The 12959-nt window shown below is 38.5% G+C and carries 15 protein-coding genes; 12 read left to right on the top strand and 3 right to left on the bottom strand.

Features of this window, described 5'->3' with window-relative positions; translation table 11 throughout:
• Nucleotides 1–87 precede the first annotated feature (87 nt).
• From tsaD to SK086_RS09465, 7 genes are all read left to right on the top strand, one after another.
• Entirely contained in the window at nt 88–1110 is a 1023-nt protein-coding gene (tsaD, locus tag SK086_RS09495; protein ID WP_324691222.1) for a tRNA (adenosine(37)-N6)-threonylcarbamoyltransferase complex transferase subunit TsaD, read from the top strand.
• Between the two features lie 3 nt (nt 1111–1113).
• Nucleotides 1114–1821, top strand: coding sequence for a 16S rRNA (uracil(1498)-N(3))-methyltransferase (locus SK086_RS09490; RefSeq protein WP_324691221.1), 708 nt, complete (start codon nt 1114–1116; stop codon nt 1819–1821).
• A 20-nt stretch (nt 1822–1841) separates the two neighbouring features.
• Nucleotides 1842–2480 carry a DUF4159 domain-containing protein gene (locus SK086_RS09485; protein ID WP_324691219.1) on the top strand — a complete coding sequence of 213 codons (639 nt, stop codon included), beginning with the start codon at nt 1842–1844 and terminating at the stop codon, nt 2478–2480.
• Between the two features lie 153 nt (nt 2481–2633).
• Nucleotides 2634–3587 (top strand): zinc metalloprotease, encoded by a 954-nt coding sequence (locus SK086_RS09480; protein ID WP_290872919.1) that lies wholly within the window; start codon nt 2634–2636, stop codon nt 3585–3587.
• Between the two features lie 84 nt (nt 3588–3671).
• The gene (locus SK086_RS09475; protein ID WP_324691218.1) at nt 3672–4763 is read left to right on the top strand and encodes an AI-2E family transporter; all 1092 of its coding nucleotides are present in this window, start codon (nt 3672–3674) and stop codon (nt 4761–4763) included.
• A gap of 1 nt (nt 4764) precedes the next feature.
• Nucleotides 4765–5937: a class I SAM-dependent methyltransferase gene (locus tag SK086_RS09470; protein WP_324691216.1), complete on the top strand. Its 1173-nt coding sequence runs from the start codon at nt 4765–4767 to the stop codon at nt 5935–5937.
• Between the two features lie 7 nt (nt 5938–5944).
• Nucleotides 5945–6514, top strand: a complete 570-nt coding sequence (locus tag SK086_RS09465) for a hypothetical protein (RefSeq protein ID WP_324691215.1) — start codon at nt 5945–5947, stop codon at nt 6512–6514.
• Here the strand turns inward: SK086_RS09465 and SK086_RS09460 are convergent.
• The 3 genes from SK086_RS09460 to SK086_RS09450 are packed head-to-tail and all read right to left on the bottom strand — an operon-like array spanning nt 6511 to nt 8801.
• Nucleotides 6511–7170 (bottom strand): M15 family metallopeptidase, encoded by a 660-nt coding sequence (locus SK086_RS09460; protein WP_324691213.1) that lies wholly within the window; start codon nt 7168–7170, stop codon nt 6511–6513. The two genes, SK086_RS09465 and SK086_RS09460, sit on opposite strands and share 4 nt — an antisense overlap.
• Before the next feature lie 2 nt (nt 7171–7172).
• The gene (locus tag SK086_RS09455) at nt 7173–8477 is read right to left on the bottom strand and encodes an NAD(P)/FAD-dependent oxidoreductase (protein WP_324691211.1); all 1305 of its coding nucleotides are present in this window, start codon (nt 8475–8477) and stop codon (nt 7173–7175) included.
• A 3-nt stretch (nt 8478–8480) separates the two neighbouring features.
• Complete coding sequence (locus SK086_RS09450; RefSeq protein WP_324691325.1) at nt 8481–8801, bottom strand: rhodanese-like domain-containing protein; 321 nt, start codon at nt 8799–8801, stop codon at nt 8481–8483.
• Nucleotides 8802–8972: 171 nt separating this feature from the next.
• On the opposite strand from SK086_RS09450, the gene SK086_RS09445 reads away from it, so the two are divergent.
• The 5 genes from SK086_RS09445 to SK086_RS09425 all read left to right on the top strand — a co-directional run bounded on the left by SK086_RS09445 (nt 8973) and on the right by SK086_RS09425 (nt 12894).
• Nucleotides 8973–9431 carry a MarR family winged helix-turn-helix transcriptional regulator gene (locus SK086_RS09445; protein ID WP_324691209.1) on the top strand — a complete coding sequence of 153 codons (459 nt, stop codon included), beginning with the start codon at nt 8973–8975 and terminating at the stop codon, nt 9429–9431.
• A gap of 12 nt (nt 9432–9443) precedes the next feature.
• The gene (locus tag SK086_RS09440) at nt 9444–10076 is read left to right on the top strand and encodes an NAD(P)H-dependent oxidoreductase (protein ID WP_324691206.1); all 633 of its coding nucleotides are present in this window, start codon (nt 9444–9446) and stop codon (nt 10074–10076) included.
• A gap of 23 nt (nt 10077–10099) precedes the next feature.
• Entirely contained in the window at nt 10100–10666 is a 567-nt protein-coding gene (locus SK086_RS09435) for a YceI family protein (protein ID WP_290872946.1), read from the top strand.
• Between the two features lie 257 nt (nt 10667–10923).
• Nucleotides 10924–12318 (top strand): anthranilate synthase component I family protein, encoded by a 1395-nt coding sequence (locus SK086_RS09430; protein WP_324691200.1) that lies wholly within the window; start codon nt 10924–10926, stop codon nt 12316–12318.
• Between the two features lie 9 nt (nt 12319–12327).
• The gene (locus SK086_RS09425; protein ID WP_324691199.1) at nt 12328–12894 is read left to right on the top strand and encodes an anthranilate synthase component II; all 567 of its coding nucleotides are present in this window, start codon (nt 12328–12330) and stop codon (nt 12892–12894) included.
• The last annotated feature ends 65 nt before the right edge of the window (nt 12895–12959 follow it).

Here is a 12959-nt window from a genome sequence, read left to right as displayed (position 1 = left end):
CTTAGGAAAGAAAATTACCTTTGCAAAAAATCAGTACTTTTGATTTTTTGTAGGCTTGTCAAATATAAATCAAAATTTGTGCCTTTTATGCATACCGAAGAAGTTTTTATTCTGGCCATTGAAAGTTCGTGTGATGATACTGCGGCTGCGGTTTTACGCAACAACAAAGTGTTGTCTAACGTGGTAGCCAGACAAAGCATACACGAAGAATACGGCGGTGTGATACCGGAATTGGCTTCACGGGCACACCAACAAAATATCGTTCCTGTCATAGACGTAGCGTTAAGAAAAGCCGGAATTACCAAAGAACAACTCTCAGCCATTGCCTTTACGCAAGGTCCGGGTTTAATGGGTTCATTGTTGGTTGGTGCATCTTTTGCCAAATCATTGGCGATGGCGCTGCACATTCCGCTGATAGCTGTTAACCACATGCAAGCCCATATTTTGGCGCATTTTATAGACGAAGAAGGTTTTGACAAACCCGAATTTCCGTTTTTGGCGTTGACCATTTCGGGCGGACATACTCAAATTGTACAAGTGAACGATTATTTTTCGATGGACATCATAGGCGAAACTACCGACGATGCTGTGGGCGAAGCTTTTGACAAAACCGCTAAAATATTAGGACTTCCCTATCCCGGCGGTCCGTTGATTGACCAATTTGCCAAAGAAGGAAATCCGAAAAAATTCGCTTTTACCAAACCTAAAGTAGACGGCTTAGACTTTAGTTTTTCGGGCTTAAAAACCCAAATTTTGTACTTCATACAGAAAAATGTACAAGCCAACCCTAATTTTGTGGAAGAAAACAAACACGACATTTGCGCTTCAGTTCAAAACATCATTATCGAAATTTTGATGGACAAGTTGAAAATGGCCGTAGCACAAACCGGTATAAAGCAAATCGCTATTGGCGGCGGAGTTTCGGCCAACTCAGGGATTCGAAATACGCTGAAAGCCGCTGAAGGTAAATACGGTTGGAAAACCTACATTCCGAAATTTGAATACACAACCGACAATGCCGCGATGATTGGCATTGTGGGCTATCAAAAATATTTACAAGATCAATTTACCGATTCGACTGTAGTTTCTAAAGCCCGAATTGAATTTTAAGTCATGCAACTATTTTACAATCCCAGTATCAATGAAACCGCCACTTCTTTTGTTTTTGACAAAGAAGAAAGCAAGCACATCGTAAAAGTCTTGCGCAAAAAAGAAGGCGATATTTTGTTTGTCACCAACGGATTGGGATTTTTATTTACCACCGAAATCACTTTGGCTTCCGATAATAAATGCACAGTTAAAATCAACACTTTCGAGCGTCAAGAACCACCAAAATACCGATTGCATTTAGCAGTAGCGCCTACCAAAATGAATGAGCGCTACGAATGGTTTTTGGAAAAAGCTACTGAAATCGGCATTCAGGAAATCACACCCATTATTTGCGAACATTCAGAGCGAAAAGTCATCAAAACCGACAGATTTCAGAAGATTTTGGAAAGTGCCATGAAACAATCATTACACTATTATCTTCCTAAGTTGAATGAACCTGTTAGCTTTAAAGAATTTCTCAAAAAAGAATTCAGCGGACAAAAATTCATTGCCCATTGCGAAGAAACCGATAAAAAATCGCTGAAAAATGAGTTGCAATCGCAAAAAGATGTGGTGATTTTAATTGGACCGGAAGGCGATTTTTCTGTTAAAGAAATCCAATCGGCACTCGAACATCATTTTATTCCGGTATCTTTGGGACAAACGCGATTGCGAACAGAAACAGCAGCGGTAGTGGCTTGTCATAGTGTGGTATTTAAGAATGAAGATTAACGATTTTTGATTTCAGATTTATGAAAAAAATAGGGTTGCTTTTTTTATTGGTCACTTCCATGGGATTCGCTCAGGAAATTGCACTGTTAAAATACAATGGCGGTGGCGATTGGTATGCGAATCCGACCTCTTTACCAAACTTAATCAAGTTTGCCAATCAAACTATTAACACCAATATCAAAGCCAAACCGGCTACGGTTGAACCGGGAAGTCCGGACATTTTTGGCTATCCATTTGTACACATGACCGGTCACGGCAATGTGGTTTTCAGCGATGCCGACATTGTGAATCTGAGAAACTACTTGCTTTCCGGCGGCTTTTTACATGTTGATGACAATTACGGTATGGACCAATACATTCGCCGTGAAATCAAACGCATCTTTCCAAATCAGGACTTGATAGAAATTCCGGGCAATCATGCTATTTTTCAAAAACCCAATGTTTTCGCTTCGGGTTTACCCAAAATCCATGAGCACGACAACAAAAGACCACAGGCTTTCGGGATTTTTGTAGAGAATCGTTTGGTGTTGTTATACACATTCGAATGCGATTTGGGTGACGGTTGGGAAGATCCGGAAGTTCACAACGACCCTAAAGACGTTCGGGAAAAAGCACTAAAAATGGGTGCTAATATTTTAAACTACATTTTCAACAACTAATCTTTTTCTTTCTTTTTTAGCATTTCGATTGTCATTCTTCTTAAAAAAGAGTGGTGTTCATCGATTTGTTGAAAACTTACTTTACATTATTTTTATTTAAAAAAGTAATTCTATAAAATTGCAATAACTATTTAACCAAATAATTATAGAATTATGAAAAAAATCTGTTTATCACTAGCAGGCTTATTGTTGTTGTTTTCTTGTCAAGAAGACGAAAAAAGCAATAACACTGAGGCCAGAGTAGCCAAAAGAACTTGTGTCTCTCATGAAGTTTTAGAAAGACAATTGCAAGAGAACCCTAGCTTGGCTATCAAAATGAATGAAATTGAAGCTTTTACTGAAAACGCTATACAACAAGGTCGTTTGGTAAACGGTAAAATTGAAATTCCGGTTGTTTTCAACGTATTGTACAGAACTGCCGCTGAGAATATTTCAAATGCACAATTACAATCACAGTTAGATGTATTGAACGCTGATTTTAATGCTGCTAACGCCGACTTCAATCAGGTACCGGCTTTGTTTTCCGGAGTTAAAGCCAATGTTGGAATTACGTTTGTCTTAGATCAGGTAATCAGAAAATCAACAACCAAAACCTCTTGGGGAACCAGAGATGCTATGAAGAAATCTAAACAAGGTGGAATCAACCCAACATCTCCAACAACCAAATTAAACTTTTGGGTTTGTACCATTGGCGGTGGTATCTTGGGTTATGCACAATTCCCAGGAGGCGCTTCTGCTACTGATGGTGTTGTCGTTGATTCTAAATATGTAGGGGTAACCAGCAACACCGGAGCCTCATATCCTTATAACTTAGGAAGAACGGCTACTCACGAAGTAGGACACTGGTTGAACTTACGTCACATTTGGGGTGATGCTACTTGCGGTAGCGATTTAGTAGCCGATACACCTACACACAACACAGCCAACTACGGGGTACCAACCTATCCGCACTACAGCACTTGTACCGGAGCGCCGGTTGAAATGACCATGAATTATATGGATTACACCGATGACAGAGGTATGTACATGTTTACTGCCGGTCAAAAATCCAGAATCGATGCTATCTTTATTTCAGGTGGAGCCAGATTCTCTTTCGCGCAGCCATAATTTTAAATTATATAATTGGAAAAACTCGTTTGGTTATTCGTAACCGGACGAGTTTTTTTTTACTTTTAAACCAAATTAAAAATCATGATTACCTCAAAAACTATTGCACTGGGAATTGCTAAAGGTGTCGGCATAATGGTATTGGCCGCCTTAGGCTTATATTTTCTGTATCAAATTCAGGCTGTACTGATTTATTTGGTGGTTGCCTTTATACTCACTTTGATTGGAAATCCGATTCTTGATTTTTTTAAAAGAAGATTAAAATTCAATCATCTTGCTGCTACCATAGCCACTTTAGGCATTTTTTTATTGATGATTTTCGGGATACTGTTGATGTTTGTGCCTTTAATAGCCGACCAGGGCAACAATCTTTCCTTACTCAATACCGCTGAAATTGAAAAAAACTTATTGGAACTACTCAATAAAATTGCGCTGTTTTTAGAAAGCCACAACATCAATTCCGATTCTCTTTTTAAAGAAGCTGATCTCAGTTCTAAATTGAATTTCAGTTTTATTCCTAACCTTTTCAATGCAATAATCAGCACCATAAGCTCTTTTGGGATTGGCGTAGTATCGGTACTTTTTATCACTTTCTTTTTCTTGAAAGATCGGGTGGCATTTATCGTAAGTGCCAAACAACTGATTCCTGATGCGCAAGAAGAAAAGATTTTGAATTCACTGGACAAAATTTACACTTTGCTATCTCGCTACTTTATCGGGCTGTTAATCCAACTCTCCATTGTTTTTCTGTTGTACCTCATTGTGCTTTTAATTTTCGGAGTTCAAAACGCAGTAGTAATTGCTTTTTTATGTGCTGTTTTGAATATCATTCCTTATATCGGACCGCTAATCGCCTCGGTAATTGCGGCTATTTTAACTATGCTTGGAAACTTAGGAAGTGATTTTCAAACTCAAATGCTGCCACTTACCATTTATGTTATGGTAGGATTTTGGATTGTACAATTGATAGACAACAATGTCACCTCGCCGCTTATTTTTTCCAAAAGTGTGAGTTCGCATCCGCTAGAAATTTTTTTAATCGTGTTAATCGTTGGCTATCTTTTTGGTATCATCGGAATGATTATTGCCATTCCGCTCTACACCATACTGAAAGTTTTCGGCAAAGAATTTTATCCCGAAAATAAAATCATCCAATTGCTCACTAAAGATATTTAGCATGGATCATTCCATACTGACGCAGGTTGTCCAGGACTTTATCAACCAAAACATTTCGGCAAACATTACCCAATTGGCCTTGCAAAAAAATCCGTTTCCGGAAACCAATTGGACGCTGATATTACAACAAATTGCCGCCAAACAAAAAGCAATAACCAAATTGCCCAGCTGGTTTAAAACGCCGAATATTTACTATCCGAGTAAGGTTTCTGTGGAACAAACTTCTTCCGAAAAAACAGCCCGTTACAAATCGGATTTGATTTCAGGTAAAAACTTAATCGACCTGAGTGGTGGTTTTGGAGTGGATGATTTTTACTTTGCCCAACGCTTCCTAAATGTAACCCATTGTGAAATTGACATCGATTTATCCAAGATTGTACAGCATAACTTTGAGCAAATGGGCGTTTCCAATATCGAGTGTGTTTCAGGCGACAGCGAAGTTACTTTAACAAATCTGAATAAGTCATTCGATTGGTTATACATTGATCCGTCGCGAAGAAATGAAGCCAAAGGAAAAGTTTTTATGCTGAAGGATTGCTTGCCCAATGTACCCGAGAAACTCGATTTTTATTATCGCTTCACTTCTAACTTGATGATAAAAACCGCACCAATCTTAGACATTACGGCCGGTTTGAGCGAACTGCAAAATGTAAAAGCCATACACATAGTAGCACTCGAAAACGAAGTCAAAGAATTGTTGTGGATTATTGAAAAAAATTGGATAGGTAATCCGAAAATCAGAACGATCAACCTCACTAAAGAGAAAACGGAAACCTTTTCTTTTGAATGGAATTCAGTTGCAGTAGCCGAATATAGCGAACCGAAAACCTATTTGTACGAACCCAATGCCGCCATCATGAAATCGGGCGGCTTTGACTGGATTTCAGCACAATTCAAACTCAAAAAACTCCATCCGCATTCGCATTTATACACTTCTGACACCTTAATTGAGTTTCCCGGAAGAGTATTTGCCATAGACCAAACTGTCCCTTATAACAAAACGGAAATGAAACTATTAGGGAACCAAAAGGCAAACATCACTATTAGAAACTTTCCCGATACGGTGGAAAACATCCGCAAAAAATGGAAAATTAACGACGGAGGAAATTGTTATAGTTTTTTTACCACTGATGTGAATAACCACAAAATAGTTTTACTTTGCAGCAAATTATAACCGAGATATGAAACGATTGTTTTTTGCCATACTACTGCTTTTCAATGTTGCCGCTTTTGCCCAGAAACCTTGCGAAATAGACCAGAATATAGCCGACAGTTTAGGCACTTTTAAATCCACCAAAGCCTATATTGTTTTTGAACGCAGTTTTGCCGGAAACTCAACCGACATCTTTTTTTCACTCACCAGTAACAATGGTGTGTTAGGATTAGAAGCGCAGTTCTTACAGAGAAGCAAAGAATTTATTAAAGCTACTTGTTTCGACAGTAACTCGAAAATTTACCTGCAATTGAGCAATGGTAAAATCGTAACCTTATTGCATGCCGGTGCTGATACTTGCGGTACTTTAGTTGTTGGTGAAGGCAATATTAACAATCGGGTTATGACCGGAAGTTTTGTATTTGCCAGAGAAAACTACGAAGATTTAAGGACATCTCCCGTGACTTTTATGCGGGTAAGATTTGCCGGAGAAACGGTAGATTATCCGTTCAGAACAGAATTAGTTGCGGAAATGGACAAAGTGAAATACGAGCCTGAAAACTATTTCATCCAGAACTTAAAATGCATTGAAAACTAATCTTCACAACGCCATTTTAAATTAGAAACTTCATCGGTTGCACTGTTGTTCAAATTGTAATGCCACCACTCCGAATCGAAAGATTTGAAATTGTATTGCAGCATTATACTTTTTAACAATTGTCGATTGGCTAAAATTTCCGCCGAAAGATCAGTGTAATTGTGTCCGGCCTCAGGACCAAAGAAATCAAAACCGGTACCCATATTTAATTCTACACCCAAGGAATCCACCAAAGTAATATCAACCGCACCGCCTTTATTGTGTATGGACCCTTTCTTCGGATTGGCTACATAAGTGGGATTCGGCACTATTTTCCACATCTTTTTTTGGATGGCTAATGGTCGGTAACAATCGTATAACTTAATTCGATAGCCTTTTTCAATAAACGCTTGGTTGGCTTGCAATAAAGCCTTTATGGTTTTAACCCTGAGAAAACACTCATCGCAAGGATAAACTTGTTCTTTAAGAAAATTATCCGCTGTGGCATATTTCATGTCGAAGACAAAATCACGGCTGTAGTTTTTCAGATTAACAAAAGTATTGTCGTCTTTCTCTTGATTGATATCAAGCAATACTGCTGATTTTTTCGAACTTAAATAAGACGATTTACAGGAAACTAAAACTAAAGCAACTAGTATTAAAAGAAGTTTCTTCATGGTTAAATTTCATCGCTGGTAAAGGTGGTAAAACTTCTTTTTTTGTACGGCCGTACAATTAATCTGCCTTCGCGGTCAAAACGAATGTAATTGTATACCCAATTCATAAAAACAACCGCTTTGTTTTTAAAACCGATTAAAGAAAACAGATGCACAAACATCCAAACAAACCAAGCAAAAATGCCGTTAAAATGGTATTTGGGCAAATCTACTACGGCCAAATTCCTGCCGATGGTTGCCATCGAACCTTTGTCGTGGTATTGAAAAGGTGTCATGATTCGGCCACCAATCAATCGGATTAAATTGTCTCCGAGAAGTTGGCCTTGCTGAATAGCCGGCTGAGCCATCATGGGATGTCCTAGCGGATAATCGGGTGTTTCCATCAGCGCGATATCACCTATGGCAAAAATATCTTCATATCCTTTCACTTGATTGAATTCGTTTACCTTAATGCGTTCTACTTTTTCGAGTAAAGCCTCTGCTTTTAAACCGCGAATAGCGGCACCCTGTACTCCGGCAGTCCAAATTACGGTAGCGGTTTCAAAAGTCACATCGGAATTGGTGGTAACTGTCCGTCCGTCGTAATTAGTTACTCGTACATTTTTCCATACTTTCACGCCCAAACCGGTTAAAAAAGCTTCGGATGCGGCCGATGATTTTTCGCTCATCGTGTTCAGAATTCGGTCGCCACTTTGAATCAAATTGATTTCCATCTTGGAGATGTCTAAATCGGGGTAATCTTTTTGCAATATGGCTTTTTTCATTTCGGCCAAAGCACCGGCTAATTCGACTCCGGTTGGCCCGGCACCTACCAATACAAAGTTCATCAATAAACGCTTTTCGCTATCTTCCCGTTGCAAAACAGCTTGTTCAAAATTTTCCAAAATCAAACTGCGAATATTTAACGATTGCGGAATGGTTTTCATAGACATGGCGTTGCGCTCAATCTCTTTATTCCCGAAATAATTGGTTTTGGAACCGGTGGCAATCACCAAATAATCGTAATGCAAATCGCCTATCTCGGAAATGACTTTCTTTTCTTGGGTATCTATTTCTTTGATAGCTGTAAGCCTGAAATAAAAATCAGGGTATTCTTGAATTACCTTTCGAATCGGATAGGCAATAGATCCGGCTTCCAAGCCTCCTGTGGCAACCTGATACAACAACGGCTGAAAAGTATGGTAATTGTGTTTGTCCAGCAAAACCACTTGAACGTTTTTATTCTTGAGTTTTTTGGCCAAAGCTAAACCGGCAAAACCGCCGCCGATTATTACCACTCTAGGTTTATTTGAAGCCGGGATATTCATAGGTTAGTCTTCGTTTGAAAAAGCCACATCGCCTTTCCAATTCATAAAACCACCATCAAGATTATAGGTGTTTTCAAATCCCATTTGATTCATAATCTGACAAGCTTGTGCACTACGCCCTCCGGCTTTACAATACACATAATAGTTTTTGGATTTATCCAATTCGTCTACCGCATAAATAAAGCCTTGTCCTTTATATATATCAATATTGATGGCTTTGGGAATATATCCTTCGCTACATTCTTCTGCTGTTCTGACATCTAAAATAACGGCATCCGGATCTCTATCCAATTGCGTCTTCCAATCTTGCTGTGATAAGTTCATCATTATAAAATATTAACTTAACAAAGATAAAGCATTTCTTGGTTGAGCAAAAACCATTTCTCGCCTATTCCGTTGGGTGTTTTTAAAAATTAACAAAAAAATAACAAAACACTTGTATATACAAATAAAAATGTTTTTACATTTGTACCTACAAATATTGTAATAGTAATTATGAAAATCGAGGAAGTCATAAAATCAAATGTAGCGTTGAAAAATGCCAAAAAGGTGATTTTAAATGTCATGTACACCCAAAACGTGGTTAATGACAAGTTCAACGAAATTCTGAAACCTTACGATTTATCAGGCGAACAATACAATGTATTGCGTATTTTAAGAGGACAAAAAGGGAATCCGGCCAATATGTGTATTATACAAGAGCGCATGTTAGCCAAAAACAGCAACACTACCCGATTGATTGACAAACTCTTATTGAAGGATTTGGTAACCCGTAATGTATGTCCGGATAACCGTCGTAAAATAGAAGTCCTCATCACCCAAAAAGGCTTAGACTTACTAACCGAATTGGATCCGAAAGTAGACGAACACGAAAAGTTATTCGCTAACAATCTTACCGAAGATGAAATAATTCTATTGAATACACTATTAGAAAAATACAGAACTTTAATTTAATTATATATTGCTATGAGTAACTTTATAAAAAATGCCAATTGGCGTTATGCCACCAAAAAATTCGATGCTACTAAAAAAGTATCGGATGCCGATTTACAAACCCTAAAAGATGCTATCCGGTTGAGCGCTTCTTCATACGGTTTACAACCTTACCAAGTTATTTTGGTAGAAAACCCTGAATTAAGAGCTCAATTACAGCCGGCCGCCTGGGGACAAGCACAACTGGTTGATGCTTCTCATGTTTTGGTATTTGCTAATGTTACTAATATTGGAAATGCTGAAATCGATGCTTATCTAAACAATGTAGCCGAAACCAGAAGCTTACCATTAGATGCTTTACAAGGCTATGGCGACTTCATGAAATCGAAAATCAACTCACTAACAACTGAACAAAAAAATATTTGGACTTCTAAGCAAACCTATTTAGCTTTAGGTAACTTATTGAATGCTGCAGCCGAGTTAAACATTGACGTCACGCCTATGGAAGGTTTTGAACCGGAAAAAGTAAATGAAATTCTAAGTTTAAATGAAAAAGGTTTAAACGCAAGTCTTATCGCTACTATCGGTTACCGTCACGCAGAAGACGCCACTCAAAGCTATGCTAAAGTGCGCAAATCAGAACAAGAATTATTTATCAATTTATAATCAATAACTAAAAATTACTTACAATGAAAAATTTAAAAACTATTGCTCTTGCCCTATTCGTAGCTTTCGGTGTTTCATCTGCTACAGCTCAAAACAAAAAAATCAACGTTGAAAAAAGTACCATCAACTGGGTTGGTAAAAAAGTAACAGGAGAACACAGCGGAACCATCAATTTCCAAGAAGGGATGTTGATTTTTAAAGGTAAAAATGTAGCCGGAGGTAACTTTACAGTAGATATGACTTCTATCAACACTACTGACTTAACCGGAGAATGGAAAGCTAAATTAGACGGTCACTTGAAAGCTGATGATTTCTTTGGTACTGACAAATTCAAAACAGCTACTTTAAAATTCACTAAAATTGCTGATAAAGGAAACGGAGTATACGGAGTTACAGCCGATTTAACCATCAAAGGTATTACCAAACCGGTTAACTTCGACTTGAACGTTAAAGGAAACAACGCTACTGCAACTGTAGTGGTTGATCGCGCTAAATACGATATCAAATACGGTTCTAAAAGTTTCTTCGAAGGTTTAGGAGACAAAACCATCTATGATGAATTTGAATTGAAAGTAAGCTTACAATTCTAATTACGGGAAACATTGTTATGAAATCAAAACCTCGATTTTTCGAGGTTTTTTTTATTTTCTGTTTGGATATTCAAAGGCACTTGGCTAACTTTGTCAAAAATCATTCACAATGAACAACATTTTAAACAATACTTGGTGGTGGAATACTTTACGTCGAACGTCGTGAATTGGTCCGCTATGAGTATATTTTAAAATCTAAATATCCAAAAAGGCTTGTCATTCACGACAAGCCTTTTTTTATGCCCAAAAATTACACTATGAAAAATTATCCGCTTCACACTCGTTACAAATCAATTTTAGCCGACACGCTTACACCGGTGAGTGTTTATTTGAAAATTCGCGACAAATTCCCCAATAGCATATTGTTGGAAAGCAGCGATTATCATGCTTCAGACAACAGTTTCTCCTACATCTGTTGCAACCCGTTAGCGTTTATCAAATTAGAAAACAATAGCCTAACCCAATCTTTTCCCGATGGCAAAACGACTGTCGGTACTGTTACTCCTGAAACTGATATCATTCGGGAATTAGCAACTTTTGTGAAACAATTCAAACCCGAACCCAATCCCTTTAAATTCATCAACAACGGTTTATTTGGCTATATCGGTTATGATGCCGTGCGTTATTTCGACAAAATAAACATCAGTAAAAAAGACGGTGATTTGACTTTACCCGATTTGTATTACGCTGTATATCAAAACATCATCGCGATTAACCATTTCAAAAACGAAGCCTATATTTTTTGCCACAGCACCGATAATTCGGATAATACCGCCGAAATCGAAAAACTAATACAAACCAAAGCCTTTGCCAGTTTCCGTTTCTTTAAAGAGGGCAATGTGCAGTCAAACTTAAACGATGCCGAATTCAAAGCGATGGTTACTTTAGCCAAAAAACACTGTCATCGTGGCGACGTATTCCAATTGGTCTTGTCCCGAAGATTTACCCAAGCCTTCAAAGGCGATGAATTCAACGTGTATCGAGCCTTGCGCAACATCAATCCTTCACCCTATTTGTTTTATTTCGATTATGGCAACTTCAAGATTTTCGGTTCTTCGCCCGAAGCCCAATTGATCATCAAAAACAATCGAGCCGAAATCCATCCGATAGCCGGAACATTTTTGCGAACCGGTAACGACGAACAAGATGCCGCACTCGCCAAAAAACTAGCCGAAGATCCGAAAGAAAACAGCGAACACGTAATGTTGGTTGATTTAGCACGAAATGATTTAAGCCGAAATTGTGACAAGGTTACGCTGGAAAAATACAAAGAAGTCCAATTTTTTTCGCATGTGATCCACCTCGTCTCTAAAGTCAGCGGTCATTTAAAAGAAAACACTATGACTTTGGTAGCGAATACTTTTCCTGCCGGTACTTTAAGTGGCGCTCCAAAATACAAAGCGATGCAATTAATTGAAAAAATAGAACCTGTCAACCGAAGTTTTTACGGCGGCGCCATTGGTTTTATGGACTTCGAAGGCAACTTTAATCACGCCATTATGATTCGCACTTTCCTTAGTAAAAACCACCAATTGCATTATCAAGCCGGTGCCGGAATTGTGGAAAGTTCTTCGGAAGTCAACGAAACACAAGAAGTTTACAACAAACTAAACGCGTTAAATAAAGCATTAGAATTAGCAGAAACCCTTTAACTTTACAACATGAAAATAGCCGTTATCGACAATTACGACAGCTTCACTTATAATTTGGTTCATTATCTGGAAGATTTGAACGCCACGGTGACTGTCTTTCGCAACGACGAACTCGAATTGGAAGAATTGGACTCTTTCGATAAAATCCTTCTTTCTCCCGGTCCGGGTATACCCGATGAAGCCGGTTTACTCAAACCCATCATTGCTCAATACGCCGCTACCAAAAGTATCTTAGGCGTTTGTTTGGGCCAACAAGCCATAGGCGAAGTTTTTGGTGGTAACCTAATCAATTTAGAGAAAGTCTACCACGGCGTGGCAACTACAGTCAACCCAACCGTTACCGATGAATCCCTTTTTAAAGATTTACCGTCAGAATTTGAAGTCGGCCGCTACCATTCATGGGTAGTTAACACCGCTGATTTTCCGGAGGTTTTAGAAATCACTTCCACCGACAAAAACGGCCAAATCATGTCGCTCCGACACAAAACGCTTGACGTTAAAGGCGTTCAATTCCATCCCGAAAGCGTACTTACACCACACGGCAAAACCATCTTAAAAAACTGGCTTAACGCTTAGTTTACTGTCTGCCCAACGTCGACAGTAACTTTATTATGCTGTCGACACTTCGGCAGTTCACCTAA

The sequence above is a fragment of the Flavobacterium cheonhonense genome, from assembly GCF_035671315.1.
Lineage (GTDB): Bacteria > Bacteroidota > Bacteroidia > Flavobacteriales > Flavobacteriaceae > Flavobacterium > Flavobacterium cheonhonense.
This window is presented reverse-complemented; position numbering and strand designations above follow the sequence as displayed.

What these genes read in the sequence shown, in the direction of transcription:
- SK086_RS09490 (WP_324691221.1), top strand. Translation starts at nt 1,114, where the DNA reads ATGCAACTATTTTACAATCCCAGTATCAATGAAACCGCCACTTCTTTT.
- SK086_RS09440 (WP_324691206.1), top strand. Translation starts at nt 9,444, where the DNA reads ATGAGTAACTTTATAAAAAATGCCAATTGGCGTTATGCCACCAAAAAA.
- SK086_RS09430 (WP_324691200.1), top strand. Translation starts at nt 10,924, where the DNA reads ATGAAAAATTATCCGCTTCACACTCGTTACAAATCAATTTTAGCCGAC.
- SK086_RS09450 (WP_324691325.1), bottom strand. Translation starts at nt 8,801, where the DNA reads ATGAACTTATCACAGCAAGATTGGAAGACGCAATTGGATAGAGATCCG.
- SK086_RS09425 (WP_324691199.1), top strand. Translation starts at nt 12,328, where the DNA reads ATGAAAATAGCCGTTATCGACAATTACGACAGCTTCACTTATAATTTG.
- SK086_RS09445 (WP_324691209.1), top strand. Translation starts at nt 8,973, where the DNA reads ATGAAAATCGAGGAAGTCATAAAATCAAATGTAGCGTTGAAAAATGCC.
- SK086_RS09480 (WP_290872919.1), top strand. Translation starts at nt 2,634, where the DNA reads ATGAAAAAAATCTGTTTATCACTAGCAGGCTTATTGTTGTTGTTTTCT.
- SK086_RS09460 (WP_324691213.1), bottom strand. Translation starts at nt 7,170, where the DNA reads ATGAAGAAACTTCTTTTAATACTAGTTGCTTTAGTTTTAGTTTCCTGT.
- SK086_RS09475 (WP_324691218.1), top strand. Translation starts at nt 3,672, where the DNA reads ATGATTACCTCAAAAACTATTGCACTGGGAATTGCTAAAGGTGTCGGC.
- SK086_RS09485 (WP_324691219.1), top strand. Translation starts at nt 1,842, where the DNA reads ATGAAAAAAATAGGGTTGCTTTTTTTATTGGTCACTTCCATGGGATTC.
- tsaD (WP_324691222.1), top strand. Translation starts at nt 88, where the DNA reads ATGCATACCGAAGAAGTTTTTATTCTGGCCATTGAAAGTTCGTGTGAT.
- SK086_RS09455 (WP_324691211.1), bottom strand. Translation starts at nt 8,477, where the DNA reads ATGAATATCCCGGCTTCAAATAAACCTAGAGTGGTAATAATCGGCGGC.
- SK086_RS09435 (WP_290872946.1), top strand. Translation starts at nt 10,100, where the DNA reads ATGAAAAATTTAAAAACTATTGCTCTTGCCCTATTCGTAGCTTTCGGT.
- SK086_RS09470 (WP_324691216.1), top strand. Translation starts at nt 4,765, where the DNA reads ATGGATCATTCCATACTGACGCAGGTTGTCCAGGACTTTATCAACCAA.
- SK086_RS09465 (WP_324691215.1), top strand. Translation starts at nt 5,945, where the DNA reads ATGAAACGATTGTTTTTTGCCATACTACTGCTTTTCAATGTTGCCGCT.